Source organism: Dethiosulfatarculus sandiegensis (assembly GCF_000931935.2).
Lineage (GTDB): Bacteria > Desulfobacterota > Desulfarculia > Desulfarculales > Desulfarculaceae > Dethiosulfatarculus > Dethiosulfatarculus sandiegensis.
This window is the reverse complement of record NZ_AZAC01000002.1, coordinates 158,232-182,969: the sequence shown is the minus strand read 5'-3', so window position 1 is coordinate 182,969 and position 24,738 is coordinate 158,232. Positions and strand designations below refer to the sequence as shown.

Below are 24,738 nucleotides of genomic sequence, written 5' to 3'. Positions count from 1 at the left end.
AACCAGCATGGATGCGGCCTTGACATAATCTTACCCATCAAAAACGGACAATCATCTAAGCGGCATAGTGTGATCCCGAGAGGCGCCCTCCCCTCTGGCGAAAAGGTTTAAAATTGAACCGCCCCGGGAAATCCGGAGAGGTTTTTGTTTGAGTCAGGCCACCATGGTCTGACCCTGTTTATCCTGATAATACATATATTCCATCTCGGCAAGCGGGACATTTCCGATTGGCTCCAACAAGCACCGGTTGTTGGAGCCAATCCACCCAAGCCAGAGTGGCGAATTCCACGGCCTGGCGATGCTTCCAGGGGCCTTGTTTGTTGATCACTTCAGTGCCGATAACCGATTCGGCCATGGCGTTGTCAGCGCTAAGGGGCAGGTCTGTTTTGAGCGAATTTGATAGCCACCAGCCCACTATCATGCGGGCAAATAAATCGATGATAAAGGCCACGTAGGCGAAGGCAAGCCAGATCGAAACATAGGTGAGATCGGCGATCCACAGCTCATTGGGACGCTCGGCCGTTAAGTTGCGCCGGACCAAGTCGGTCGGACAAAAAGCGTCATCTTCCGGCCTCGTGGTCCTAACCTTCATGCCCCTCACTGCACCGGTCAGACCCATTACTCCACCGTACACCGGGCCACTTCTATTTCATCACGAAGAAGCAGGCGCCATGCCTTGCGCGCTCCATAAACCCGGAAGTTATCATTCCACACCCGGCGTATCTCAGTGCACAGATAGGCATCCCGCTTGGCCCTTTTCGGCAGGCGCTTAAGATAGGCCTGTCTGGCCTTGTGCTCATAGTAGACCGGCGGGGCGATCGGCAGCATCGCGCAGATCGGCTCGACCCCGTGGACCTGGCGTTGATTGTCGATAAAGGAAACCATCACTTCCGTAGGCGGTCGAGCTCCGCCTGGGCGAAAAACGCCGACGCTTGGCGCAGTATCTCATTGGCCCGCCGTAGCTCACGGTTCTCACGTTTCAGTTGCTTGAGCTTTTCACGCTCTGATGTTGTCAGACCGGCGCGAAGACCCTGATCACGCTCGGCTTGCCTCACCCAGCGTCGCAGGATCTCGCAGGTGCAACCCACTTGGGAGCTATCGAACTGATGGCTGACCACTGCGTGCCGTACTCCTCCTGGTGCTCAAGCACCATACGTACAGCGCGATCCTTCACCTCTTTGGGATATCTCTTGCCTTGTTCCATGACCCCATCCTCTCAAACTCTGAGGTCTCCGGCAATACCGGGGCGGTTCATACTTCTATATCTGCCTTGTCGTCGGTATGCTGGTATCCAAATTAACAACACAGAAAATGATTGATGCTGGCAAGCATCGTGTGCTGGTCTATGCCAGTTTAGTGATTTCAATTTCAACAATGACCAGCTATGCATTTCTGACAACTGGAATACATTTACTTATTGCTGCATTACTTTTTGGGGTTGGCTATGGTATTTTACAGCCGCTTTTTCAAGCTTTTGTTTCGGGAACAACCTCGATCCCAAAACGCGGAGTGGCAAATACAACCTATTTGCTGTCTTATGATATTGGTATCGGGATCGGTACCCTCATGATGGGCTACCTGCAAGAAACCATCGGGCTGTCGATCGGATTTGCTTTAACTGCGGTAGCATACGTAATCGGAGGGTTCATTTACGCAGCATATGTGGATCGTTATTATATTGAGTTAAAATGCAATCCCGGTGTTCATAGCGGTCGTTCTGATTTATTGTCACAATACCTCAAACGGATTATCTGCCAGACGAGGGGCTTGAGTTGACACCTTGTCAGAATTAGAGGGGTGATTTATTTCCTGGATTAACGCCAAGTTATCCAAAATAAGGAGAATTAAATGACCACCCAAAAAAAACTGATCAAACGCAAAAGCGACAAATATGTCTATCGTTGAAGGGCAGAACACCTAAGCCGTTGGATTTGACTGGCTATAGTAGTGTTTTTCCATCCCCCCAAGAAAAAACAGGCATTTCTTCCCAAAACCGCCTTGACCGTGTTCGGTAAGATAGACATCCCCGGCCTTTCAGGACACGAGCGTCTCAAAACTTATCCTTACTACAAAAAAAGCTAATCCACCGCCACGACCACATAGAGAATCATACTTATGATAACGGCCACCATCAGTATGTCCTCAAGGCGGCCCAACCCGATTCACCCACTACCGGCTCAACTATAATCGTCTCTGGCTGCTCAACCACGGTCGGGTTACTTGTGCATTGGGCTGGCTGCAATCATCTGTTCAAGAAGAGAAAAAATATTATAATCTATTTCACCCACTAGTATATGGTATAAAGTATGCATAAACCATTAAATAAAAGGGGGGATGCTATACGCGAAGTGGTGAATTTAAAACCAAGATGATCAGTAGTAAACAAGACTAATTCGCGGTTTGAGCGGCAGAAACTTGCATTGCTTTGCTCAGGCAGGCCCCACAAAACTAAAGGCGCGGGGGAACAATGGAAGTTCTGTCACCGATACTGCGCTGCCCTGATTGTCTAAGCAGCGATTTAGCCGTAGCCACCGACCGATTTGTTTGTGATAAGTGTCACCGGAATATAAAGTATATTGACAAAATCCTCGACGCCCGCCCTAAATCCCGCATCCGTTTACCTCTATTGTATGAAGATAAACACTATTTGAAATGGCAAAACATGTGGAGGGAGGGACACGACTATTCTTACAGATCCAGTGGTCCGCTGAGTTGGATTCAAATGGCTGGTCATCGGATTATTAGCAATTGGAGGCATGGTCAGTCCAGCAATTGGCTGCTCGATATCGGCTGTGGAGATGGAGCTCATCTTGATTTTTGTGGCGATGTTGAAACCTATATCGGACTCGATATGGATATGGAGACCCTCAAATCGTTTTCCATCCGTGAAAAAAGCGGCCCCGGTGATCATTTTGCAGTAAGGGGAGACGCCTACAACCTGCCCTTTGATAATAATATTTTTGATACCATCATTTCCGTTTACAATTTAGAGCATCTCGCTTTTCTCGATCTATGTTTGGAAGAAGTGTGCCGGGTTCTCACGGATTATGGCAGCTTTTATATAAGCATTCCCAATGAGGGCGGTCTGGCATGGGGCGCTGGTAGATGGCTGAGCTCCAAAAAGCATTTTGATTCCCTGAGCCTAAATTATGATCGCTTGATCGAGATTGAACACATCAATTGTATCTGGCAAATCGAAAAGGCCGTAAAGCGATATTTCAAATCTATTAAAATACATCGCTTTCCGCTGAGAGTTCACAGCAGGCATCTTAACTTGATAACTACATTGCATTGCCAAAAGCGGTTATTTAATTCGAGCCTAAATAATCTGGGTTAAAAAATAGGGGGCTCACAAAGGGTGCCAGGTTGCTGGTGCCTTTTTCGGTATTCCCCTTATAAAAAAAGCTTATCCACCGCCACGACCACATAAAGAGCCACAGCCGCAATCATTGTCCAGAAAACGGTCCAGTCCATACCTTTTCCCCTTCTACTACCAGCTTGATGAGCATGGCGAGAACACCACCGCCCGGCAGCGTGCTCACAGGCTGCCGGTTGGATATCAAAAGAAGGTCAAGGACGGGTGGAAGGAATACCCTGGCCTTTGCCAGCAGGCCGGGGTTGAACCGTGTTGAGCCGTTCGGTTATCAAGATATCCGGCATTCAATGGCCAGGTACTTGAATGACGTTCAAAAAATGGGGATCAAACGGGTTCAGTAGATACTGAGGCGCCAGAGGCAGACCACTACCGAGATATATTTAGAAGGAAATTACACTGACGCAAGGCCCGATATTGAGCTGCTTGCTCAAAAAAATAGGCTAGCCAAAAGCGGCTAGCCTATTGATATCTATTTGGCGTCCCCAACGGGATTTGAACCCGTGTCGCCGGCGTGAAAGGCCGGTGTCCTGGACCTGGCTAGACGATGGGGACTTATTTTGTTGGTGGGCCGTGCGTGGCTCGAACACGCGACTCTCTGCTTAAAAGGCAGATACTCTACCAACTGAGTTAACGGCCCAACCGGTTAGGATTTGGTTTCTTACCATGACCTTTGGGGGGTGTCAAGAACCCAAGTACTTTCTTTTTATACACCTTTATTTTAGTAGACAATTTTGTTTTTGGGTAGAAAAACTACGCATCTTGTCCTTGCAGGGCTCCAGGGGGAACGCTAAACTAGGAGGACCGTGAAGTTGAGCGGAAGAAATTGGTTTTGGATCTGTTTTTACTCCATGTTTCGGTGCAAAATATGGAGAAAGAAAGGCATGCGGCCCGAATGGAGGACCGGATGGGGACCAACGCTTCGATTCGACCCGGACTAAAAGGAAAGGCCCGAGCCCTGGTGCGACAAGAGGACTTGGCATCCTCCTTTGGCAACCCTGGTGTGGAGGTTTTATCCTCCATGACTTTAATGACCCTCCTGGAAAAGGCTTCTTTGGCCTGCGTGGAGGTTTTTTTGCATCCGGACCAAATGTGCGTGGGATCCCGCATGGAGATGGACCACCTGGCCCCCACCCCGGAGGGCTTTACCGTGACCGCTTCGGCGGAATTGGTCGAAACCAAGGGCAGCAAGCTTGTTTTTAACGTCAGCGCCCAGGATGGGCGGGATCAGGTGGCGCACGGGGTCCATGTGCGTTTTCTGGTTGACCGCGCCAAATTCCTGGATTCCGTGGCGGCCAAAAAAGCCGCCCAGGGAGGCGAAAATTGAGCGCCAAGAAAGCCTCGGCCAAAGGAGACAAGGTCGAGAGCAAAGTGAGTCTGTACCACGCTTGGTGCAAGCGTTGCGGCAACTGTGTGGCATTCTGTCCCAGAAAGGTGCTTGAGTCCGATGAGTGGGGTTATCCCTATCAGGCTCAGCCCGAGCGCTGCATTGCCTGCGGCTTGTGCGAAAAGCTGTGTCCAGACTTCGCCATCACTGTGGGGAAACCCACAGATGGCGAAAAAGAAAAGAAAAATGCGCCCTCACCCGGCACACCCGGCTCGAATGTGAGCCCAAACCACAGTCCTGAAAGGCTGGCCCCCATGGCGGCCGATGGGGAGGAGAACGGTGCCTAAAAGGCAGCAAGCCCGTTTGATGCAGGGCAACGAGGCCATCGCCTATGGAGCCCTGGCCGCAGGGTGTGACTTTTTCGCGGGCTACCCAATCACCCCTGCCAGCGAGATTACCGAGATCATGAGCCGGGAATTGCCTAAAAAAGGCAATCCCTTTATTCAAATGGAAGATGAAATCGCCAGTGTGGGATGTTGCCTGGGGGCCTCACTCACCGGGCGCAAGGCAATGACCGCCACCAGCGGCCCGGGCTTCTCCCTGATGCAGGAAAACCTGGGTTACGGCTGTATTGCCGAGATTCCCATGGTGCTTGTGAACGTGATGAGGGCCGGCCCCAGCACCGGGCTGCCCACCAACGTGGCCCAGGGCGATGTGCAACAGGCCCGTTGGGGCACCCACGGCGATCATCCGGCTATCGTGCTCTGCCCCTCCAGCGTGGCCGAGTCCTATGAGCTGACTGTCTTGGCATTTAACCATGCCGAACGCTACCGCACTCCGGTTATCCTGCTCTCCGACGAGACCGTGGCCCACATGAGGGAAAAGGTCTCCCTGCCGAAGGACAAGGATATTGAGATCATAAACCGCCGCCAGCCCACCGTGCCGCCGGACTGGTACACACCGTACAAAACCGACGGTTCATTGATCCCGAGGCTGGCCGACTTAGGCGAAGGCTACCGCTACCATGTCACCGGCCTGGTGCATGACGAGCGGGGCTTCCCCACCCGCAGGGTAGACGAAGTAGAACCATTCTATAATAGGATGTTCGAAAAAATCAGCCGCCACTTCAAGGATCTGCAATACACCAAATCCTACTCCATGGAAGATGCGGACCTGGCGATCATTGCCTATGGCTGCACCGCCAGGAGCGCCAGGGCGGCTGTGCGCATGGCGCGCGAACGGGGCATCAAGGTGGGGCTGTTGCAGCTCCTTAGCCTGTGGCCTTTCCCCCGCCAGGCGGTTGAAATGGCTCTTGAAGGCAAAAAAGCGGTGATTGTTCCCGAGTTGAACATGGGTCAGATGGCCCGTGAGGTCAAGAGAGTCAACGCCGGTCGCACCAGCGTTTACCGGCACAGCAAGATGGACGGGACCATGATCACCCCCGATGAGATCCTTAGCCGTATGCGGGAGGTGCTGTAATGGCGGCTTTACCTACAGATAAGCCGGTCTACAAGTGGTTGCGGCACGACAAGAAGTTCCCCCACGTCTGGTGCCCGGGCTGCGGCCTGGGGATCCTCTTGGGCTCCTTGGTGCGCGCCTTGGATATGACAGAACTCACTAAAGACGAGGTGGCCCTGGTCTCCGGCATTGGCTGCACCGGCAGAATGCCGGTCTATGTGGATGTGGGCAGCGTACACACCACCCACGGCAGGGCGCTCACCTTTGCCACCGGCATCCACCTGGGCAATCCCAAACTGAACGTGATCACCATCATGGGCGACGGCGACGCCACGGCCATCGGCGGAAACCACCTGATCCACGCGGCCAGGCGCAACCTGAACATCACCGCGGTGATCGTAAACAACTCCAACTACGGCATGACCGGCGGACAGTACAGCCCCACCACGCCCATGGGCGCCAAGGCGACCACCGCCCGCTACGGACATATTGAACCGGCCTTTGACATCTGCGCCCTTACCGCCACGGCGGGTGCTTCTTTTGTGGCCCGCTCCACCGTGTTCCATGTCAACCAGTTGGACAAGCTCCTGGCCCAGGCCTTTACCCATTCGGGATTTTCAGTGGTTGAGGTCTTGAGCCCCTGCCACACCAACTTTGGCCGTCAGAACAAACTGGGCAGCCAGATTGATATGCTTAAATCCTTTAAAAAGCGCGGGGTCAAGTTGGAGCGCTATAACGAGCTCCCCGAAGCCAAAAAGAAAGAATCCTTTGCCACAGGCGTTTTGGTTGACCGCGAGCAGGAAACCTATTGGGACGCCTTTCAAAGGATCTGCGAAAAGGCGGGCAAGGAGGGCAAAAAATGACGGCTCAAGGCAAAAACACCTTGCCCCAGCCAAGGGTCGAAGTCCGTCTGGCAGGCAGCGGCGGCCAGGGACTGATCCTGGCGGGACTGGTGCTGGCCGAGGCATGCGGCCTTTATGACGGGCGCAAAGTCGCCATGGTGCAGTCCTACGGCCCTGAAGCCAGGGGCGGAGCCAGCAAGGCCGAGGTCATCATAAGCGACGAGGATATAGATTATCCCCTGTGCAACCGGGTGGATCTGCTCCTGGCCCTTACCCAGCAGTCGGCAGACACCTATTGCTGGGATTTGAATCCTGCAGCCTGGATGATCGTGGACGCCGACCTGGTGACCCATCCCCCCAGCAGCCGGGCCATCAAGTTGCCCTTTACGGCCATGGCCAGGGACAAGCTTAAAAAGCCCATGGTGGCCAATGTCATCGCCTTGGGCGCCATCTGCGAGCTTACAGACCTGGTAAGCAGAAAATCCCTGGAAAAAGCCCTTATGGCCAGGGTTCCCAAAGGCACCGAGGCGCTCAACAAAAAGGCGCTCAGCCTTGGGGCCAAAATGGCCAAGGATTATGCCGAGATCGCCGAACCGGAAATGCCCGAACCCAGTGCAGCGGATATCTGACAACCGCACACTCATAATCTGCAAGCCCGGACCAAGGGCCCAGGCAGAGTCCTGACCCAAAAACGCCCACCATTTCTTTAAGGAATGGTGGGCGTTTTTTTATTTGGTGTTTTGCCCCCAATCGTGCATTATGCCCCTACCTGGTTTGTGAAATAGTGCAATCTTCATGATACGCGAAAGGTTGCCTTTCTCTAATGGGCTTGCGAACAGAGACAAAGTCCTGGCATGTGAATTGACCCTAGCGATAAAGGCTGGTATAAGCCTTAGCATGTGCAAAAAAGTACTAACGGCTTACAGATAAAGCCCTCCCGGGTTTTGTGAAAGGTAAGCCGGTAAAGTGTAATCTTACTAACTTATTAAAATTATTAATAATATTAACACTAACACCGAAATGACCCGTCATTCGGGGTCCCCAAAACTCGTAGAGTTTCAGGGGTGTTCATTCGGGGTCCCCAAAACTCGTAGAGTTTCAGGGGCCGTTAGGGAGGCCCAAAAACTTGAATTTTTGGGTATATCATTAACCCGCAACAGGCTTGTTTGTAAACGAACCTGCACTAAGTCTCTAATCCCCTGCCTTCAAAAAGGGGCAAGGGAAGGTCGAGGATGGATCATGACACAAGAGAAAAAGGCTCTAACACTTGAAGATCATTTCTGTTTTGCCTGTCACAGCGGCCTTGAATGCTATACTTCCTGTTGCCGGGATGTGAATATCTTTCTCACCCCCAATGATGTCATCCGCATGAAAACCGCCCTTGAAATGACCTCCACCGAATTCTTGAAAAAATACACCGATGTGGTGGTGGTCCCTGATCGGCACCTTCCCCTGGTGCAGCTCCGCATGAATACCGAGGACAACAACAAATGCTTTTTTGTTCGCCCTCACGGCTGTCTCATCTATGCCCACCGCCCCTGGGCCTGCCGCATGTTCCCCCTGGATGAGGCGGGAGCCGGCGGTTTCAGTGTAATTGCCACCGGTGACCGCTGTCATGGTCTGGTCAAGGGCGACGACTGGCAGGTAAAGTCCTGGCTTAAAGACCAGGGGGCCACCCAGTCCAAGGAATCCGACGGAAGCTATGACGCCCTGGCCGCCCATGAATTCATGCGCAAACTGGATATTGAAAACCAGCAAATTCTGAACATGATCATCACTGCGCTCTATGATGTAGACGGCTTCAGAAAGCTGATCTTTGAATCCAGCTTCCTGGATAAATTCGAACTGGACCAGGAAAGAATAGATATCTGTAGAACCGAAGACGTGGCCATGTTGGACCTGGGCTTTGATTGGGTTAAATTCGGGCTGTTGGGCCAAAAAACCCTCACGGTCAAAGAAAGCGCCATCAAGGCGGCCAAGGAAGCCGGCTAGTGCTGCCGGACAAACGGGACAAAAGATTCAGCGAGCTGGGAGAAGATGGTTTCACCTTTGCCTGCAATCCCCAGGTCTCCTGTTTCAACCAATGCTGCCGCAGGCTGAATCTGGTGCTCACGCCCTATGATATTTTGCGTCTGCGCACTCACCTTGGCATCTCCTCGGATGAGTTTCTGGAAAGATACGCGGACGTGGAGCCAGGGCAAAACGGCTGGCCTCAGGTGAAGCTCAAAATGAACCGGGACGCAGAGGGGCTCTGCCCCTTTGTTTCCCTGGAAAAAGGCTGCACAGTTTATCAAGACAGGCCCGGAGCCTGTCGCACCTACCCCCTGGGGCGCGCCACCAGAAAGCAATATGACGACTCTCTCGAGGAATCATTCTTTCTGGTCAGGGAAGATCATTGCCAAGGCTTTTTAAAAGGGGCAAAATGGTCCCCGGAGACCTGGACCAAGGACCAGGGTCTTGAGACCTATAATCAGGTGAACGATCTCTTCCTGCCCCTTATCACCCGTCAGCCGGTGGATGCAGACAGTGAGGTGATAGCCAAAAAGATGCGCATGTTCTTTCTGGCCTGTTACCGGCTGGAGGCCTTCCGCGCGCTGGCCAGCCAAGGCAGGATGACCCAACTTTTCGATATCGAGCCTGAACGCATGCAGGCCATTGGTGAAGACGATCTGGAACTCCTGAAATTCGGTTTTGATTGGCTCAAATTCTCCCTGTTTGGTGAGCCGACCATGCGTCTGAAGGACGCCTAGCCGTTTGCAGACACCGGTTTCAAGGCCGGGAAGCTTTTTTTAAAAAGACCTCTCGGCTTAGTTAATAGATGGACAAACTTGATTTTTTCCGAGGTCGTGGTTTATGCTTGATTAATTTTTCACAAAGTCTTATAAAGTGAGGACCGAAAACCAAAGATACCGAGGGAGACACTTAGATCCAGCGGAATATAGGGGTCTTTTTCGGGTCTTTCGTGCCTGATCAGATTAGGAGAGATGGGATGAGCGCAAAGGTATATCCGAATCTGCTGAAAGAGCTGAAGGAATTTGGCTTGGAGGATGCGGGCAACTGTTATCACTGCGGTAACTGTACGGGTGTGTGTCCCCTGTCCACCGAAGATACACCATTTCCCCGCAAAATCGTGCGATACGCCCAACTGGGCCTTAAAGACAAAATTCTGGAATCGCCCGAACCCTGGCTTTGCTACTATTGCGGCGAGTGTTCGGACCTCTGCCCCAGGGGAGCGGACCCGGGTGAGACCATGATGGTTATGCGCAGGTACCTCACCTCCCAATACGACTGGACCGGGTTTGCCAAAAAATTCTACACCTCTGAAATCTTCGAGATCATGGCCGTCTCTATTGTGGCCATTTTAGTGGGCCTGGGCTTTGTCTTTTTTGCCAACTGGGGAGCCTCCCATGATGTGGTGCAGCTAAACACCTTTGCGCCCAACTGGATCATTGAAATCCTGGACTGGATCATGGCCGTGGTCTTAAGTGCGGTCCTTTTAAGCAACGTATACCGATGCGCTCAAATGGTGACCAAAGGAGAGCTTAAAAAGATTCCCATAAGTTTATATCTGGCCAAGGCCAAGGACCTTTTGATCCACACCGTGACCCAAAAGCAGTTTTCCAAATGCGAAGACCGCAAACAGTGGATCATTCACCTTTTGATCATGACCGGTTACAGTTCGGTCTTTTTGATGGTGGTGGTGGGGCTGCGCTGGTTCCAGCGTGATTCCGTGATAGACCCCGAGTGGCCCACCATAAGCGTTCTTATGACCATAGTCGGCTACTATGCCACCGCGGCGATCATGTACGGCACCACCTACGCCCTTATCGGACGCATCAAAAAAAGCAAAGCGCCCTATAAGAACTCCCACGGCACAGACTGGATGTTTTTGGCATTGTTGCAACTAACCACCCTAACCGGCATCCTGGTCCACGCCTTTATCTTCCTGGGTTGGGCATTGCCGGTATACATCATCTATGTCATCCACCTGATGGTGGCCATACCCATGCTGGTCCTGGAAGTGCCCTTTGCCAAATGGGCTCACCTGGCCTATCGCCCGGTAGTGCTCTTTTTGACTCAGGTGCAAAAAGAATACGCCGAACAAAAAAAGCAAAGCCAAGCCTAGCTGTTTGAATGGCAGACAGGGATGCCACGAGGCGGCCTAAAAAGGCCGCCTCGTTTAGCTTGCTGACAAAGTCCTCCTGGACATTGTCAGAGGCCACTTGGCAAAAACGCGGTTTTGCCAAGTGGCTCGAATTACTCGTCTTAAGAAATCCTCGCAATTCGGCGGGCCGTCCATGGCCCGCGTTCAGGCTGTTTGTCAACAGCCTGACGAGGCGGCCTAAAAAGGCCGCCTCGTTCTTATTTACCGCATCTTAAAAAAACGTGTGGTACATCCCCCCTGAATTGAAATGATATAAAAATTAAAAATTTATTATCATTAGCATTTTTATTTATCAATTGCCTTTGGTTGCGCGGCTCCATTGGAACCGGTAAAAACCTTGCCTCCAAATCCAGCGCTAAAATCGCCTATCAGGCGCCAAAGGTTAGCGATATTACGGAAATATTCCAAAAAAGTACAGATAAGGCTCCCAGGGAAACCATTTATGGCGGGCTTATAATGCCAGACAAAATAAACGGTAAAATGCCGGCGATTGTAATAACGCATGCCTCGGGCGGGGTTTTCCCCTGGCGGGAATTGGCCATGGCTGAAAAACTGAATAAAAATCAGATAGTCGCCTTTATACCTTATAGTTTTGAGGCCAGGGGAATTGCCAATACCAACCAGACAGCGGGAACCGACATTACCTTTGGCATGCGCCTGGCCGACGCATTCAACGCCTTGAAATGACTCGACACCCGCCCTGATATTGATGCCGGTAAAATCAGTATTATGGGTTATTCAAGCGGGGGAGTGGCATCTCTTTTAAGCGGTGAGAGGGCCATAATCAATAATCTTTCCCCTAAGGGTTTATCATTTGTCTCCCACGTCAATATTTACACAACCACCATTATTATTTTTAAAGATTCTCAACCCAACCAAGCCCCGATGCTCTTTTTAGTGGGGGAAAAAGACGATATATGTCTGAAGTCACGGAATTTTTCAAAAAAAGCCTGGCAAAATAAAGTGGGCGTCTCCCATGAATTAACGCCTTGGCCTAACCCCGATTAAAAATAAAAAAGAGCCGTCCCTTTTTTGACACGGGACGGCTCTTTTCAAATCCTGTTTCAGGCCCTTAAGGCTCTGAATTCTCTTTTACCCGTTAACCACCTCGGCCACCTTGTCCGCGGCCTCGCTCATGGTTCCGGCGGTGGTGAAGTCGAGCCCGCTTTCATCCAGAATGCGGCGGCCTTCTTCATGATTGGTGCCTTCCAGGCGCACCACCAAAGGCACCTTCACATCCATCTTCTTGGCTGCCGCCACCACGCCCGCGGCCAGAGTGTCGCAGCGTAGGATGCCGCCGAAAATGTTAATGAGAATTGCCTTTACATTGGGATCGCCTAAGATGATCTCAAATCCCCGGCTCACCATCTCTTCATTGGCTCCGCCGCCTGCGTCCAAGAAGTTGGCAGGTTCGGCCCCGGCCATTTTGATCACATCCATGGTTGCCATGGCCAGGCCGGCGCCGTTCACCATGGTGCCCACATTGCCTTGCAGGCGGATGTAGTTAAGGCCGTAGCTCTTGGCCTTAAGCTCCAGGGGATCGGTCTCCAGGGGGTCTTTCAGCTCGGCGATCTCCGCGTGCCTGAAAAGGGCGGAATCGTCAAAATTGATCTTGGCGTCCAAGGCAATTAGATCCCCGGCCTTGGTGACCACCAGGGGGTTGATCTCCACCAGGGAGGTCTCTTTTTCCCAGGCCAGGGTGGCCAGGGACTGAATCAACTTAGCCCCCTGCTTAAGGGCCTCTCCGCTTAATCCGCAGCCAAACAAAAGCTTGCGTCCCTGATAGGCCCACAGGGGAAGTCCGGGTTGAATATGGGTGGTGAATATCTTCTCGGGGGTCTTCTCGGCCACGGCTTCGATATCCATGCCGCCCGCCGGAGAAGCCATAACCAGGAGTTTTTCAGCACTCCTGTCCAGCACCACGGCCAGATAAAGCTCCCGGTCGATATCTGTGGCTTTTTCCACATAGACCTTGCGCACCAGCTTGCCCTCACCCCCGGTCTGGTGGGTGACAAGCTTCATGCCGATCATCTTTTCGGCCGCGTCCCTGGCCTCCTCGGCATTTTTAACCACCTTGACGCCGCCGGCCTTGCCTCGACCACCGGCATGAACCTGGGCCTTGACCACAACCGGGCCGCCACCCAGGGACTTGGCAACCTCATAGGCCTCGTCCGCACTGGTGGCAATTCCGCCTTCTGGCACCGGAATGCCGAAGCTCCTCATCAACTCCTTGGCCTGATACTCATGTACGTTCATGGTGTGTATCCTCGAATGTTCATTAAGAGAATGGAGTTTGGCAAGTTTATACCAGCATCCCCCGGGCTTCAACCCAGTCTTTATTCGGCTTGCCTCTCCTTGTCACGGTTTATGCGCCTGCGCTTGAATCTGCGGGCCAAAACAGGCAGGCTTCGCCACAGATCGCGAGCCTTGAGCCAGGGCACGGCCAGATCGCTCACAGCTCTTGCCTGGTAAAATCCCTTTTGCAGCTCCAGCACCACCTTGCCACCCAAAACCGGGTTTTCCCCGGCCTTGAGATGGGCCAACGAGCCCCACCCCGCCTTGGTTCGCACCAGGCCCAGTCTTAAGGGGGCCTCAAAGCCCTCGGGAGGGTTGTGCAACACAGTATGCGAAAGCAGCCTGCCGTGAGCCTGGCCGGGCGGCGGTTCAGGCCTGGCCCGAGTCAAGGGAGCCAGGGCAGGGGCAAAACTGGGCTGCCAGGGGCCTTCCTCGTCTATTTCCCTGGCAGCCAGGGTCAATATGCTCACCAGGTTATTGTTCCCCAATCCACCTATGGACTGGGTGAGGGCCACCTGGGGTTTGAAACCAAGCCGTTGCGGCTTTTCCACCTCTCCTGTAAGCAGCCAGCAGGCCTCAACCACCTGGGCCAGGCCCGACGCGCCCACCGGATGCCCCCTGGCCTTCAGCCCCCCTGAGCAGTTGATGGGTATCTCGCCGCCCACACTGGTGCGGCCTTCCAAGGCTGCCTCCAATCCCCCACCGGGAGGAAAAAAGCCCAGGTCTTCAGAGCCTATCACCTCAAACATGGTAAAGGCGTCGTGCACCTCTGCGAAATCCACCTCCTGGGGATTTATGCGGGCCATGGCATAGGCCCTCATGGCAGCCTGGCGAGTGGAGTTGAAGCTGGTGAGGCTGCCCCTTCGGGTTACTGCCGATGAGTCTGTGGCATGTCCCACCCCGGCCAGCCTGACCGCCCCCTTTTCCCGGCTCAAAACAACCGCCGCCGCCCCGTCAGTGATGGGGGCGCAATCATACAGGCAAAGCGGGTCGGCCACCTTGCGGGAGCTGAAATATTTCTCGGGCGTTATCTCTTTCCGGAACTGGGCATAGGGATTAAGCGCGCCCCTGGCGTGGTTTTTCATGGCAACCATGCACAAACCTTCCAGGAGCCGCTCTTCGGCCATGCCGTGGGCCTCGGCATAGGCCCTGGCTATGAGCCCTGCCAAACCGGGCATGGAAGCCCCGTACCGGCGTTCACCCTTATCTATGACCTGGGCCAAAAGCCGGGTGGCGGCCTTGGTGGAAAGGCCTGTCATCTTCTCACCCGCCACCACCAGAACATTGGTACAGTACCCGCTGGCCACCGCAAAAAAGGCGCTCTCCAGGGCCCCGGCCCCGGTGGAGCTGGCGGTCTCCACCCTGGAGCTGGCCGCACCGCTTATATTCAGGCGATCGGCCAAAGACACGGACAGGTTGCCGTCACCGGTAAAGCCTTCCGGGTTCATCACACCAAGGTATACGGCGTCCAGCTCTTTAACCCCGGCCTGATCCATGGCCCCTTTCGCAGCTGCGGCCAGGAGATCAACCAATGACTCCCTGGATCTGCCAAAAGGGGTCAGGGCAGCACCGGCTACATAGACCGGTTGAGGCATGGATAAACACCTCCTTTAAGAATCAAAGCCATAAACTTTGCGAGCCAAGCGGTTTTGCCTTCACTATAGGACATAAAACACCAAAAGACCAAGGTTCATCTCAGATGTCATCCATAAAACCTTACCCATGGCAACCTGTTGATCTGTAAAGTAAAATAAATATTTTACCCACTTCTGAAAAAAGAAGAGGCAATTTATCAGGCAGTTTGGGCGAAGCGGTTTTCTATTGAGCGGGGAGTTTGGCCCGCAAAACAAAAAACTTTGCAACCCGTTAAGGTTGGCTTGCGGAAACCAGGGTCATGGGGCATGCTTGGGTAATGAAAAAGGGCTTAGGTCCCGGCATCTGGCCCGGGGACGCCCTGTTAATTATATTCCGGCCTTGGCCCTTAAAAAAGCCGACAACCCAGGGGAAGCCAGGAAAGAAATAAAAAATGGATCAGACTGACAAGGCTATCTTACGCGAGGTGCAATCCAACCTGCCCATATCTGAAACGCCTTTTCTAGATTTGGGGCAAAAACTTGGGCTTAGTGAAGAAGAAGTGCTGTCCCGGCTGGCAGGCCTTAAAAAAAGCGGTGTAATCAGGCGGATCGGCGGCAATTTCCAGAGTTCCCGACTGGGTTTCACCTCCACCCTGTGCGCGGCCAAGGTGCCTTCTGAAAAACTGGACCAGTTCGTGGAAGCGGTGAACGCCTATGATGAAGTGACCCACAACTACTTGAGAGACCACGAATTCAATGTCTGGTTCACCTTTATCGCGCCTTCCATGGATTATATTGAAAAATCCCTCAAGGCCCTGGCCGAGAAAACCGGGGTTAAGGATATTTATTCCTTCCCCTCCAAAAAACTTTTTAAAATCCAGGTGGACTTCAAGGTCTGAAGGGCTGTTTGACAGCCAGGGCCGCCCCGGAATTAAAAATATCCGCTATAAGCTATTTTCTCAGTCAGCTGAATTTGGCGCGCCCGGCCATTTGCTTGCGGGCAGCCCACCTGATTTTGGCAAAGGCGATATCTCGGGGCCGGCCTTAACAATCATCAGCCAACTTTTCAAGGCCGGTCTTGGCAGCCTCCAGTTGGGGTTCCAGGGAAAGGGCCCTTTCATATTCCTTGCGGGCCAGTTTCAGGTCTCCCCGCAAGGCCTCCAGGTCAGCCCTTTGCACTGCCATATAAGGGTCTTTCCCATATTGGGAAACAGCCTCTTTCAATAGGCCGGAGGCTTCGTCCAAACGGTCCAGGGAGACCAGGGCGCGGGCCCAGACCCTTTGATGCCGAGCGCTCTCGGGTTCCAGGGTGGAAGCCCGCTTGGCCAGGGAGAGGGCGATTTCCAGGTTGGCCTTGCGGTCCAGGTAAAGGCCCGCCAGGCTGGAAAGGGCCTGGGCGTCGTTGCCGTTGGCCTTGACTGCCCGATTGAACGCCTCTTCCGCCTCTTGCAAATGCCCGGCCGCGGCCAGGGCCTCGCCCAAACGGCGGTGCACGGCCTGACGGCAGCCCGGACTCTTGACCGCGCTCTTGAAATTTTCCAGCGCCTCTTGCAGCCTGCCCTGAGTCTGGGCCAGGCAGCCAAGCTGGAAAAGGGTGTCTCCATGTCCCGGATTGATCTCCAGGCTCTTTTCCAGATTGCCCCTGGCCTGCTCCAGTTTACCCTGACTCATCAGGGCATAGCCCAGGTTGTAATAGGCCATGAAATCTTCCGGCGCGGCGGCCAAGGCCTTTTCAAAGCATTCCAGCGCCTTCTGAGCCTGGCCCAGATGCCCGTAGCACACCCCCAGGGAGTTCAGAACATTCACCTCCGAGGGGTCCAGTATCAGGGCCTTTTCATATTCAACCACAGCCTCTGATATGCGGCCCTGGCTGAAAAGGGTGTCCCCGCTTATGTTCAGACTCACCGCGTCAAAGACAACTACGCAAAACGGCTCTAAAAAGCCGGCGTGCACCAAGGCTTTGGAGGCGCAGTCCATGATCTCCCAGGCCTCAAACCCCGGACAGGGGGCATAGGAAACCCCGGCCCGCAAGGGACGCTCCATGGCCTCTCCCACCTTGCCTATTATCTCCTGCACCTGTTCCCTGGCCTTATCAGCGCTCATATCCGGGAAGATAAGCCCCAAGGTGTCAGGGGCAAAACGACCGGCATGACAATCTTGGGGCAGGTCCTGCTTTACAGCCTCGGCCAGGGCGCTGACCAATGAATCCGCGCCGACCACCCCGCAAACCTCGCGCATGCCCTCCAGGCCCTCCAGCTGTATGAGCGCCACGGCAAAACGCTCATTAATATCGCATACTGCCCGATAGAGAGCCAAAAAGGAACGGTGCCCGGAAAGGCCGGTCACCTCGTCCAAGACCACCTTTATCTTGTGCTTGCCAAGGCTGAGCACTGTCTCGGGCCTGGCTTCCAGGGCGTCACTGCTCTTTTGGCCCAACCTCTGAAGCCGGTCACCGGAACGCAGGCTGAAGGTCGGGTCCAACAGGGCCGTGACCTCGGCCACGGAATGGTTTTCCCCCACCTTCACAACCAGGATTTCGGCCTTGGCCAGCACAGGGTCTTTTCCCGAACGCAGGCCTCCGGGCAACACCTGGAAACGCTCTCCGTCGGTCAACCCGTGAATGCGGCCCAAATCCACCAACACCCGGTTCATGGGCAAAATCTCAAGCAACCTGCCTGCCTTTTCCACAATCTCGCCAAAAAAGAGAATCTCGTCCCTTTCCAGGCGCGATGCCACAGCCAGGGCCCGAACCGCCCTGGCCTTCAGCACAGCCGCGGCCTCCAGGGCGAGCCCCCCGCCTTCCCATGATCCGGAATCCACAGCCGCGGCCCCGAGCCTGAGCCTGGCCCGCCAGGGCTCCCTTGCCGGAGTGGCAAGATCCAGGGCCTCCACAGCCCTTTGCAAGAGCAAGGCGGCATCCCTGCCGGTGGCGTCGCCTCCTTCCAAAAGCACATAAAAGGTGGCTCCGCTTCGGGCCGCGGCCAGGGCCTGGGGCAGGGTTTCCTTTATCTTCTTGGCCACGCTCACCACAACCTTGTCCCCAAAGAGCCTGCCGTAGCGCTCCCGCAACAGGTTGATCCCGGCCAATTCCACGGCCAAGAGGCAATAACCCTTTTCACCCTGCTCCTGATCCAGGGCCGGTCTTTCAACGGAACGGGAGGGGGAGAGATTGGAAAGGGCATTGGTGAGCGCCTCGTCCAGGGCGAATTCATTGGCCAGACCGGTTATGGGATCGGTCTCCGCCAAAAGGCGCAGGCGCACCATCTCCAGGGAGGCGTCCATCAGCGAAGCTAAAAAACCGTTTACTGCAGGATGCAGCTGCTCCGCCGTCACCTGCCAGGCCACCACCAGGGCCAGCACCTGGCCTCCTTCAATAAGGGGGACAACCAGTCTGGCCCCTTTTTCATCATAAACCGCCTTGCCCTTGGCCGCGGCTCGGGCCAAGGGGTCCGGAGAGGAGGCATCCGCGTTGGGCGGCATCATCAGGTCCACCCTGCCCACAGACAGGGCCCGTCTGAACAAAGGCTTGAAGGTCTCTTCAAACCTGAACAGATCATCGGAACTCAGACTGTCCTTGACGCCCTGAATTTTCGTGACCAAGGCTTCCCCTCCCCTGTTTTTTTATTCGGCGGATTGCTGAACCGCCTGTTTGACTGCCTCGACGATGATATTCGCATCCCCTTTTTGCAGGGTGCGTACGTCCAAAAGAACCCGGCCGTCTTCCAGACGGCAGATAACAGGCTTGCTAAAGGCCCTGAAATGGGATTCCAGCCTGGTGGCGCTGAGACCCTTTACTCTGACCCTCACCAACTTGGTCCGGGGCTCGGCCAGGGGCAGGGCCCCTCCGCCCACCCGGCTGACACCATTTTCAGTCACAGCCTCCACTTCGTCCAGGTTCAGATTGTTGATGCGGCGGGCCAAAGCGGCGGCCCGGGCGGTCAACTCCCTGTAGGTGGATGAAATCATCCTCAAGGTAGGTATTTCAGCCAGGGCCTTGCTCTGATCCCGGTAGAGTTCAAGGGTGGCCTCCAGGGCGGCCAGGGTGAATTTATCTATGCGAAAGGCCCGGTTCACCGGATTCTTCTTGAGTTTTTCCACCAGGTTTTTATCACCCAGAATAATACCGGCCTGGGGCCCGCCCAAAAGCTTGTCTCCACTAAAGGTGACAATATCCGCCCCCTGTTTAAGTGAATCCAGCACCGTGGGTTCGGTGGGAAGGCCCAAGGTGGCAAAATCCACCAGGCAGCCGGAGCCCAGGTCCTCCATCACCGGCAGATCGTAGCGCTGTCCCAGCTCCTTGAGCTCGCTCAGAGGCACCTCTTTATGAAAACCAACGATGGCAAAGTTGCTGGTGTGAACCTTCAGCAAAAGACCGGTCTCTTCGGTTATGGCGTTCTCATAGTCGTGGAGGTGAGTTTTATTGGTTGCGCCCACAGCCTTTAAGATAGCTCCGCTTCTGGCCATAACATCCGGAATGCGAAAAGAACCGCCTATCTCAACCATCTGCCCCCGGCTCAAGACAACCTCTTTGCCGACCGCCAGGGTCTGCAGGGCCAGATAAACCGCGGCTGCGTTGTTGTTAACCACAAGCGCCGCCTCGGCGCCGGTGAGTTCCTTTAAAATGCCTTCCACATGGCTGTAACGGCTGCCCCTTTTGCCTTTTTCCAGGTCATATTCCAGGTTGCTGTAAGAAATATTAAGCGCAAGCAGCCTTTTCAAGGCGCTTTCCGCCAAAAGTGAGCGCCCCAGATTGGTATGAACCACAACACCGGTGGCATTCACCACTTCCCTTAAACTGGGACGGGCCAGTTCCCTGGCCTTTTGAGCGGATTTGTCAGCCACAGCCTCCAGGGCAAGATCCTCCGGAGCAAGGCCCTTATCAGCCAAAATGACGTTTCGCAGTTCATCCAGATGCTCTCGCACCGCCTTTAGCAAAATCACCTTGGGCAGTTCCTTCAGCATGGCTGTCATTAAAGGATGGTCCAACACCTGGTCTACTTTGGGCAAGGCGGATAAGAGTTTCTGGTCTTTCATATTTATTTAACCTCACATAAATCGGTTTCTTTCCCACAAGACTTACTACACAGCGGGTTCAACAGGCAAGCTTCCGGGATATTTAAGCCAGTAGAGGGCCAGGGCTGAGACCACCAGGCTATGGTCGATCCGGCCTTGACTTACCAATTCCGGAAGGTTCTGCAAGGGTTCTTTCTGCACTTCTATCTGTTCGGTGTCTTCGGGTCTGGCCTCACCCTCCTGCCAGGCGTCAAGAGCCAAAAAGGTGTAACAGCGGTTGTCAAACAAAGCCGGGTTGGGATTCACTGAACCCAATTTTAACCAGTTGTCTGATACAAACCCTGTTTCTTCCTTAAGCTCCCTGGCGGCGGCCTTTTCAGGCGACTCGCCGGGATCGACCATTCCGCCGGGTATTTCCAAGGTTTCAGCGCAGATACCGTGTCTCCACTGGTTAATCAGAACAACTTTACCATCTTGGGTTACAGCCAGGACATTGACCCAGTCCGGCGCATGCAGGGCCACGTAGTCGGCAGGTTCGGCGCCGGGAAGCCTGCGGACCACATTCTCCACTGTAAGAACAGGGTTTTCATATACCAACTTTGAACCCAAATTTTGCCATTTTTGCAATACTAACCCCCTTAAGCAGACCGATGCCCTTGTATTGTTGGTTTTGAGATGCTAATTCTTTTATTATAAAAAAGTTCAATTATCAGAGAATCATAGTTGATTATGATCTCCGGCCGAGGAAACATCACATGAAAGTCGAATACATCAATCCCTTTCTGGATGCAACCATCAAAGTGCTTAAAACCATGGCCTTTACCGAGGCCACGGCGGGAAAGCCCTATGTCAAGAAGGCTGATGAAGCCAAAGGAGATGTCACCGGCATCATAGGCATAACAGGGGACGTGGGAGGATCCTTGTCAATAACCTTCACTGCCGACTGCATCTGCAATATTGTCTCAAACATGTTTGGTGAAACCATCAAAGAGGTCAACGACGAAGTCAAAGACGCGGTGGGCGAACTTACCAACATGATCTCCGGCGACGCCAGAAGGGTGCTTGATGACATTGGCCTGAAACTGGTGGCGGCCATACCTTCGGTTATCAGCGGAAAAAACCACTCCATCAAACACATGGTGAAAGGACCGGTGATAGCCATCCCTTTCAGCACCCAAGCAGGTAATTTTACGGTTGAAGTGACCTTTAACCAATAGGCAAAGGCGGTCTTTTAAAGACCGCCTTTGGCGCACCGAATCAATTTTTCCCGGGTTCTTGCGGCAGCCGGTTCAACTGAAAACCGGCTTTGAGGGATAAACGAACCTCAATCCTGAAACAAGACTACTGTAAAGGCCCCAGCGCCTGACCTATAAGCAGGTTCTGCAGTCCGCCGATCAATACATGCTGCACAAAAATGATCACGAAAATCAGGATCATGGGTGCGATGTCTATCCCGCCGAAAAAAGTGGGGATAAAACGCCTGATACGATAAAAAACCGGTTCCGTGACCCCGTAAAGAAAACGTACAATGGGGTTGGAAGGATCCGGATTGACCCAGGTTATCACCGCCGAGGCAATCACGATCCACATATAGGCGTTTAATATCATGCTCAGGAAATCAAGTATTCTGATGAAAAAAACCATTAACCTGCACCTTCTCAAGAAAACCTTGCGGTTTTTATTTATTTAATTACAACCATGACTCAGCCGGGTTTTTTTGCAAAAGGCTGAAAAGCATTTATCAAAAAAGTGGCACCTTCAAAAAAGAAAAATAAGACACGCGGACTGCCAAAGCAAGAGGTGCTGAAAAGTGTTTGTCTGCGCCCCGGCCGACAGGTTGATATAGTTGTAGCAATTGATCTGGAAAAAAACTATATCGACACCAGGCCCAGCATCCTCCATGACCTGCATCCCTCGGGCCGCCTTATACTTGGGCAGACCGCCCCGCCGCTTGCCCAAAGGTATATAGGCCGGGAAATCGAGGTCACTTTTCTGGCCAAATACAACCTGGAGCCGGGCGGCGTATGGGTCAGGGTGGGGTATAAAACCCAGCTTTTAGGGATTTTTGAAAATTACCGTTTATCCCAAACCCTTACAGAACCCGTACTGGTGGTGGACCAGCCACAAACCCTTGAACAGTCTACCTTAAGGCTGGACTTTCGCCTAGTTCCGCCGATGGATCAGGATCTGCACCTCTACCTCTGGCCGGAGCAGATAGAACTGACCATTGTTGATATTTCCCTGGGCGGAGTGCGCTTTTCTCATGATCGTACAATGGCCTTTGAACTCAAGCAAAGGATTTCGGTCTGCATAGAGAGTGAAGGCTGGTCACTTGTCAGCGATGCCGAGGTGGTTAGGACCCAAAACCTCCAGGAAGCCGGAAAACCAAACCTTTACCACACGGCAATTCACTTTGAGGACCTGGACCAGGCCAGGAGAAAACAGCTTTCCGAGGTTTTGCATCGTTTATTGCGCTTCAGGCTGGCCCACCGCTCTGGTATGCTTGAAAAATAAAATCCTGTCTATCCGGCGAGGTGTACACCTTAAGCAAAACGCGCCGCATCGCATGCGCATAAACAGCCGGGCAATATGCCAAACCCGAGTTGCCAAAAGAAGATGCAGCCCTTTGCAAAACCAAATCAAAGGCGCCTTGCCCCTTGACCCTAAACCTCCAGTCAGGAACAAAAAATGAGCAAAAAAGATCTTCGTAAAGACGCCAAAATGATCCTGGATTCAGCCTTGGAAGCGGTAAACCCCTATAACGCCGTAAAAAAGGCGATCCAACTCAATGGTTCCATACTGAAGGTTCAAGACCGCGAAATAGACCTGGACAATTTTGACCGGATTGTGGCCGTGGGAGCGGGCAAGGCCGGGGCGCCCATGGCAAGTGCGCTGGAGGATATTCTGGGCGACCGCCTGAAAAGAGGTTTGGTGGTGGTGAAAGACGGGCATCTAAGCCCCACCAGGCTGATTAAAGTAACTGAGGCCAGCCACCCGGTTCCCGATGCACGGGGGGTGGAGGCGGGCAACCGTATAGCCGAGCTGCTCACAGAGTACGCAGGGCCCAATACGCTCGTGTTTTCCCTGATCTCCGGCGGGGGCAGCGCGCTTTTGGTCAGCCCGGCAGAGGGGATAACCCTTTCCGACAAGCAAAAGACCACCAGCCTTCTTCTGGCCTGCGGCGCCGATATTGTTGAGATTAACACCATACGGAAACACTTGAGCAAGTTAAAGGGAGGCGGCCTGGCCAGCCTGGCCACCCCGTCCCGGGTTGTGAGTCTGATAATAAGCGACGTGGTCGGCGACCGGCTGGATTCAATCGCCTCCGGCCCCACGGTCGCGGATCACTCCACCTGGCAGGACTGCCGGGAGATTCTGACTAAATACGATATCTACGGCCAGGTCCCAGAGGTGGTCAGAAAGCGCATTGAAAAGGGGCTGGCAGGTGAGCTTCCGGAAACTCCCAAACCCGGGGACACTATCCTGAAAAAGGTGGGCACCTTTATTATTGCCAACAACAGAGGCGCGTTGAGTCATGCCAAGGCCAAGGCCGGGGAGCTGGGTTATAAGACCCTTGTCTTGAGTTCCACCATAGAGGGAGAAACCAAGGAGATCGCCCGCATGCACACCGCCATTGCCAGAGAGATAGTAGAGGCCGACCAACCCCTCTCCCCTCCCTGCGCGGTGATCACCGGCGGCGAAACCACGGTCAATTTAGGAGATTCCACGGGTAAGGGCGGGCGTAACCAGGAGTTCGCCCTGGCCGCGGCCCTTGAGATTGCAGGATTAAACAATCTGCTCGTTTTAAGCGCCGGTACGGACGGAACCGATGGCCCCACAGACGCGGCCGGAGCCTGGGCGGACGGGGAGACGGTTGAAAGAGCCCTTGCAAAGGGTATGAAGCCAGCCGAATACCTGGCCGAGCATGACGCCTATAATTTCTTCGCCCCTTTAAAAGACCTGGTCATAACCGGCCCCACCAAGACAAATGTCATGGACATCAGGTTAATGTTAATTGCTTGAAAGGAAAAGAAAACTTTTAAAACCCGGCTTAATCCACCTTGATGACCAAACTGGTTTTTGAAAGTTACTCCTTTACACCACAAATTCTCGGGATATATAAACTTATTTGTGAATCAAGTTTCAGTTCCTTCTTGATCTGAGTTAACCCTGCAGTTGAGCCGCCCCATGCGCTTAATCTCTGATGAGGTGATAAAGTGGACGTCAGATATATCAACCCCTTTTTAAGCGGAGCCATGGAAGTGCTGAACACCATGGGAGGGGTTAGCCTTCAGCCAGGCAAACCCTACATCAAAAAAAATGCCAAAGCCATGGGCGATGTTTCCGGAATCATAGGCATCTCAGGCGAGGCGGTGGGCTCGCTTTCGGTCTCTTTCACCTTTGGCCTGATCAAGGCAGTCATGAAAAACATGCTGGGTGATGATATCACCCAGGTAGACGACGATGTCAGGGACGCAGTCGGCGAGATCACCAATATGATTTCAGGATCAGCCCGTAGAGTGCTGAGCGACGAAGGACTTAGCTTAAAGGCCGGCATCCCTTCCATTGTGGACGGCAAGGATCACACCATCAAGCATCTGGTCTCCAACCCCACCCTGGTGATCCCCTTTGACAGCCCGGACGGCAAAGTGGTGGTTGAGGTCTGTATGGATTCCTAAAGGCCGCCCAAG

Annotated in this window: 22 protein-coding genes, 2 tRNA genes, 1 pseudogene and 1 other annotated feature; of the genes and pseudogenes, 16 read left to right on the top strand and 9 right to left on the bottom strand. The window is 53.6% G+C overall.

Translation table 11 applies throughout. The features are described 5' to 3' along the window. Nucleotides 1-153 precede the first annotated feature (153 nt). Nucleotides 154-1,204 (bottom strand): annotated as a pseudogene (locus tag X474_RS25445) (IS3 family transposase). Continuing rightward, nucleotides 811-927, bottom strand: a sequence feature (AL1L pseudoknot). (Overlaps the previous pseudogene by 117 nt.) A 77-nt stretch (nucleotides 1,205-1,281) precedes the next feature. Here X474_RS25445 and X474_RS02505 point away from each other — a divergent pair. Together X474_RS02505 and X474_RS02500 are read left to right on the top strand one after the other, a co-directional pair. After that, complete coding sequence (locus X474_RS02505; protein WP_082464085.1) at nucleotides 1,282-1,776, top strand: MFS transporter; 495 nt, start codon at nucleotides 1,282-1,284, stop codon at nucleotides 1,774-1,776. Nucleotides 1,777-2,467: 691 nt separating this feature from the next. Next, nucleotides 2,468-3,337, top strand: a complete 870-nt coding sequence (locus X474_RS02500) for a class I SAM-dependent methyltransferase (RefSeq protein ID WP_044346536.1) — start codon at nucleotides 2,468-2,470, stop codon at nucleotides 3,335-3,337. A gap of 513 nt (nucleotides 3,338-3,850) precedes the next feature. Here X474_RS02500 and X474_RS02495 read toward each other — a convergent pair. Together X474_RS02495 and X474_RS02490 are read right to left on the bottom strand one after the other, a co-directional pair. Next, nucleotides 3,851-3,928 (bottom strand) — tRNA-Glu (locus X474_RS02495). A gap of 9 nt (nucleotides 3,929-3,937) precedes the next feature. Then, nucleotides 3,938-4,013: transfer RNA gene (locus X474_RS02490), tRNA-Lys, on the bottom strand. A 228-nt stretch (nucleotides 4,014-4,241) separates the two neighbouring features. Here X474_RS02490 and X474_RS02485 point away from each other — a divergent pair. The 9 genes from X474_RS02485 to X474_RS25935 all read left to right on the top strand — a co-directional run bounded on the left by X474_RS02485 (nucleotide 4,242) and on the right by X474_RS25935 (nucleotide 11,852). Continuing rightward, entirely contained in the window at nucleotides 4,242-4,700 is a 459-nt protein-coding gene (locus X474_RS02485; protein WP_156360581.1) for a thioesterase family protein, read from the top strand. Further along, nucleotides 4,697-5,047, top strand: coding sequence for a 4Fe-4S dicluster domain-containing protein (locus X474_RS25440; RefSeq protein ID WP_044346534.1), 351 nt, complete (start codon nucleotides 4,697-4,699; stop codon nucleotides 5,045-5,047). The genes X474_RS02485 and X474_RS25440 overlap by 4 nt, the downstream gene beginning before the upstream one ends. Next, nucleotides 5,040-6,179, top strand: a complete 1,140-nt coding sequence (locus X474_RS02475; RefSeq protein ID WP_231688278.1) for a 2-oxoacid:acceptor oxidoreductase subunit alpha — start codon at nucleotides 5,040-5,042, stop codon at nucleotides 6,177-6,179. The genes X474_RS25440 and X474_RS02475 overlap by 8 nt, the downstream gene beginning before the upstream one ends. Continuing rightward, the gene (locus X474_RS02470) at nucleotides 6,179-7,021 is read left to right on the top strand and encodes a 2-oxoacid:ferredoxin oxidoreductase subunit beta (protein WP_044346531.1); all 843 of its coding nucleotides are present in this window, start codon (nucleotides 6,179-6,181) and stop codon (nucleotides 7,019-7,021) included. Before X474_RS02475 ends, X474_RS02470 begins: the two co-directional genes overlap by 1 nt. Then, nucleotides 7,018-7,629 carry a 2-oxoacid:acceptor oxidoreductase family protein gene (locus X474_RS02465; protein WP_044346529.1) on the top strand — a complete coding sequence of 204 codons (612 nt, stop codon included), beginning with the start codon at nucleotides 7,018-7,020 and terminating at the stop codon, nucleotides 7,627-7,629. Before X474_RS02470 ends, X474_RS02465 begins: the two co-directional genes overlap by 4 nt. A 610-nt stretch (nucleotides 7,630-8,239) precedes the next feature. Beyond that, a complete protein-coding gene (locus X474_RS02460; protein WP_044346527.1) occupies nucleotides 8,240-8,992 on the top strand; it encodes a YkgJ family cysteine cluster protein in 753 nt (250 codons plus the stop codon). Continuing rightward, entirely contained in the window at nucleotides 8,992-9,750 is a 759-nt protein-coding gene (locus tag X474_RS02455; RefSeq protein ID WP_052514761.1) for a YkgJ family cysteine cluster protein, read from the top strand. Before X474_RS02460 ends, X474_RS02455 begins: the two co-directional genes overlap by 1 nt. Nucleotides 9,751-9,989: 239 nt before the next feature. Then, nucleotides 9,990-11,126 carry a 4Fe-4S dicluster domain-containing protein gene (locus X474_RS02450; protein ID WP_044346525.1) on the top strand — a complete coding sequence of 379 codons (1,137 nt, stop codon included), beginning with the start codon at nucleotides 9,990-9,992 and terminating at the stop codon, nucleotides 11,124-11,126. Nucleotides 11,127-11,621: 495 nt separating this feature from the next. Beyond that, entirely contained in the window at nucleotides 11,622-11,852 is a 231-nt protein-coding gene (locus X474_RS25935; RefSeq protein ID WP_156360580.1) for a hypothetical protein, read from the top strand. Between the two features lie 405 nt (nucleotides 11,853-12,257). Here X474_RS25935 and sucC read toward each other — a convergent pair whose 3' ends face one another. Together sucC and X474_RS02430 are read right to left on the bottom strand one after the other, a co-directional pair. Next, on the bottom strand, nucleotides 12,258-13,421 hold the full coding sequence (sucC, locus tag X474_RS02435) for an ADP-forming succinate--CoA ligase subunit beta (protein WP_044346520.1): 1,164 nt from the start codon (nucleotides 13,419-13,421) through the stop codon (nucleotides 12,258-12,260). Nucleotides 13,422-13,501: 80 nt separating this feature from the next. Continuing rightward, nucleotides 13,502-15,055, bottom strand: a complete 1,554-nt coding sequence (locus tag X474_RS02430; RefSeq protein WP_052514760.1) for a thiolase C-terminal domain-containing protein — start codon at nucleotides 15,053-15,055, stop codon at nucleotides 13,502-13,504. A 431-nt stretch (nucleotides 15,056-15,486) separates the two neighbouring features. Between X474_RS02430 and ahbA the strand changes: the two genes are divergently transcribed. Then, on the top strand, nucleotides 15,487-15,933 hold the full coding sequence (ahbA, locus tag X474_RS02420; RefSeq protein ID WP_044346517.1) for a siroheme decarboxylase subunit alpha: 447 nt from the start codon (nucleotides 15,487-15,489) through the stop codon (nucleotides 15,931-15,933). Nucleotides 15,934-16,078: 145 nt separating this feature from the next. Here the strand turns inward: ahbA and X474_RS02415 are convergent, their stop codons facing one another. The 3 genes from X474_RS02415 to X474_RS02405 are packed head-to-tail and all read right to left on the bottom strand — an operon-like array spanning nucleotide 16,079 to nucleotide 20,674. Next, a complete protein-coding gene (locus X474_RS02415) occupies nucleotides 16,079-18,634 on the bottom strand; it encodes a tetratricopeptide repeat protein (protein ID WP_044346516.1) in 2,556 nt (851 codons plus the stop codon). A gap of 21 nt (nucleotides 18,635-18,655) precedes the next feature. Further along, nucleotides 18,656-20,068 (bottom strand): L-seryl-tRNA(Sec) selenium transferase, encoded by a 1,413-nt coding sequence (gene selA / locus X474_RS02410; protein ID WP_044346515.1) that lies wholly within the window; start codon nucleotides 20,066-20,068, stop codon nucleotides 18,656-18,658. 45 nt (nucleotides 20,069-20,113) lie between these two features. Then, nucleotides 20,114-20,674: an NUDIX hydrolase gene (locus X474_RS02405; RefSeq protein ID WP_044346513.1), complete on the bottom strand. Its 561-nt coding sequence runs from the start codon at nucleotides 20,672-20,674 to the stop codon at nucleotides 20,114-20,116. Nucleotides 20,675-20,802: 128 nt separating this feature from the next. On the opposite strand from X474_RS02405, the gene X474_RS02400 reads away from it, so the two are divergent. Then, nucleotides 20,803-21,264 carry a chemotaxis protein CheX gene (locus tag X474_RS02400; protein ID WP_044346512.1) on the top strand — a complete coding sequence of 154 codons (462 nt, stop codon included), beginning with the start codon at nucleotides 20,803-20,805 and terminating at the stop codon, nucleotides 21,262-21,264. A 124-nt stretch (nucleotides 21,265-21,388) separates the two neighbouring features. On the opposite strand, the gene X474_RS02395 is transcribed toward X474_RS02400, so the two are convergent. Beyond that, nucleotides 21,389-21,691, bottom strand: coding sequence for a YggT family protein (locus X474_RS02395; RefSeq protein ID WP_044346510.1), 303 nt, complete (start codon nucleotides 21,689-21,691; stop codon nucleotides 21,389-21,391). A 156-nt stretch (nucleotides 21,692-21,847) separates the two neighbouring features. On the opposite strand from X474_RS02395, the gene X474_RS02390 reads away from it, so the two are divergent. From X474_RS02390 to X474_RS02380, 3 genes are all read left to right on the top strand, one after another. After that, complete coding sequence (locus tag X474_RS02390) at nucleotides 21,848-22,561, top strand: PilZ domain-containing protein (RefSeq protein ID WP_156360579.1); 714 nt, start codon at nucleotides 21,848-21,850, stop codon at nucleotides 22,559-22,561. A gap of 174 nt (nucleotides 22,562-22,735) precedes the next feature. Beyond that, nucleotides 22,736-24,070 (top strand): glycerate kinase type-2 family protein, encoded by a 1,335-nt coding sequence (locus X474_RS02385; protein ID WP_044346508.1) that lies wholly within the window; start codon nucleotides 22,736-22,738, stop codon nucleotides 24,068-24,070. 194 nt (nucleotides 24,071-24,264) lie between these two features. Then, a complete protein-coding gene (locus tag X474_RS02380) occupies nucleotides 24,265-24,726 on the top strand; it encodes a chemotaxis protein CheX (RefSeq protein WP_044346507.1) in 462 nt (153 codons plus the stop codon). The last annotated feature ends 12 nt before the right edge of the window (nucleotides 24,727-24,738 follow it).

Excerpts from the sequence above, each read along its gene's own strand:
- selA (WP_044346515.1), bottom strand. The coding sequence starts at position 20,068 with ATGAAAGACCAGAAACTCTTATCCGCCTTGCCCAAAGTAGACCAGGTG.
- X474_RS02430 (WP_052514760.1), bottom strand. The coding sequence starts at position 15,055 with ATGCCTCAACCGGTCTATGTAGCCGGTGCTGCCCTGACCCCTTTTGGC.
- sucC (WP_044346520.1), bottom strand. The coding sequence starts at position 13,421 with ATGAACGTACATGAGTATCAGGCCAAGGAGTTGATGAGGAGCTTCGGC.
- X474_RS02505 (WP_082464085.1), top strand. The coding sequence starts at position 1,282 with ATGCTGGTATCCAAATTAACAACACAGAAAATGATTGATGCTGGCAAG.
- X474_RS02395 (WP_044346510.1), bottom strand. The coding sequence starts at position 21,691 with ATGGTTTTTTTCATCAGAATACTTGATTTCCTGAGCATGATATTAAAC.
- X474_RS02465 (WP_044346529.1), top strand. The coding sequence starts at position 7,018 with ATGACGGCTCAAGGCAAAAACACCTTGCCCCAGCCAAGGGTCGAAGTC.
- X474_RS02450 (WP_044346525.1), top strand. The coding sequence starts at position 9,990 with ATGAGCGCAAAGGTATATCCGAATCTGCTGAAAGAGCTGAAGGAATTT.
- X474_RS02500 (WP_044346536.1), top strand. The coding sequence starts at position 2,468 with ATGGAAGTTCTGTCACCGATACTGCGCTGCCCTGATTGTCTAAGCAGC.
- X474_RS25935 (WP_156360580.1), top strand. The coding sequence starts at position 11,622 with ATGCCAGACAAAATAAACGGTAAAATGCCGGCGATTGTAATAACGCAT.
- X474_RS02485 (WP_156360581.1), top strand. The coding sequence starts at position 4,242 with ATGGAGAAAGAAAGGCATGCGGCCCGAATGGAGGACCGGATGGGGACC.
- X474_RS02385 (WP_044346508.1), top strand. The coding sequence starts at position 22,736 with ATGAGCAAAAAAGATCTTCGTAAAGACGCCAAAATGATCCTGGATTCA.
- X474_RS02400 (WP_044346512.1), top strand. The coding sequence starts at position 20,803 with ATGAAAGTCGAATACATCAATCCCTTTCTGGATGCAACCATCAAAGTG.
- ahbA (WP_044346517.1), top strand. The coding sequence starts at position 15,487 with ATGGATCAGACTGACAAGGCTATCTTACGCGAGGTGCAATCCAACCTG.
- X474_RS02470 (WP_044346531.1), top strand. The coding sequence starts at position 6,179 with ATGGCGGCTTTACCTACAGATAAGCCGGTCTACAAGTGGTTGCGGCAC.
- X474_RS02460 (WP_044346527.1), top strand. The coding sequence starts at position 8,240 with ATGACACAAGAGAAAAAGGCTCTAACACTTGAAGATCATTTCTGTTTT.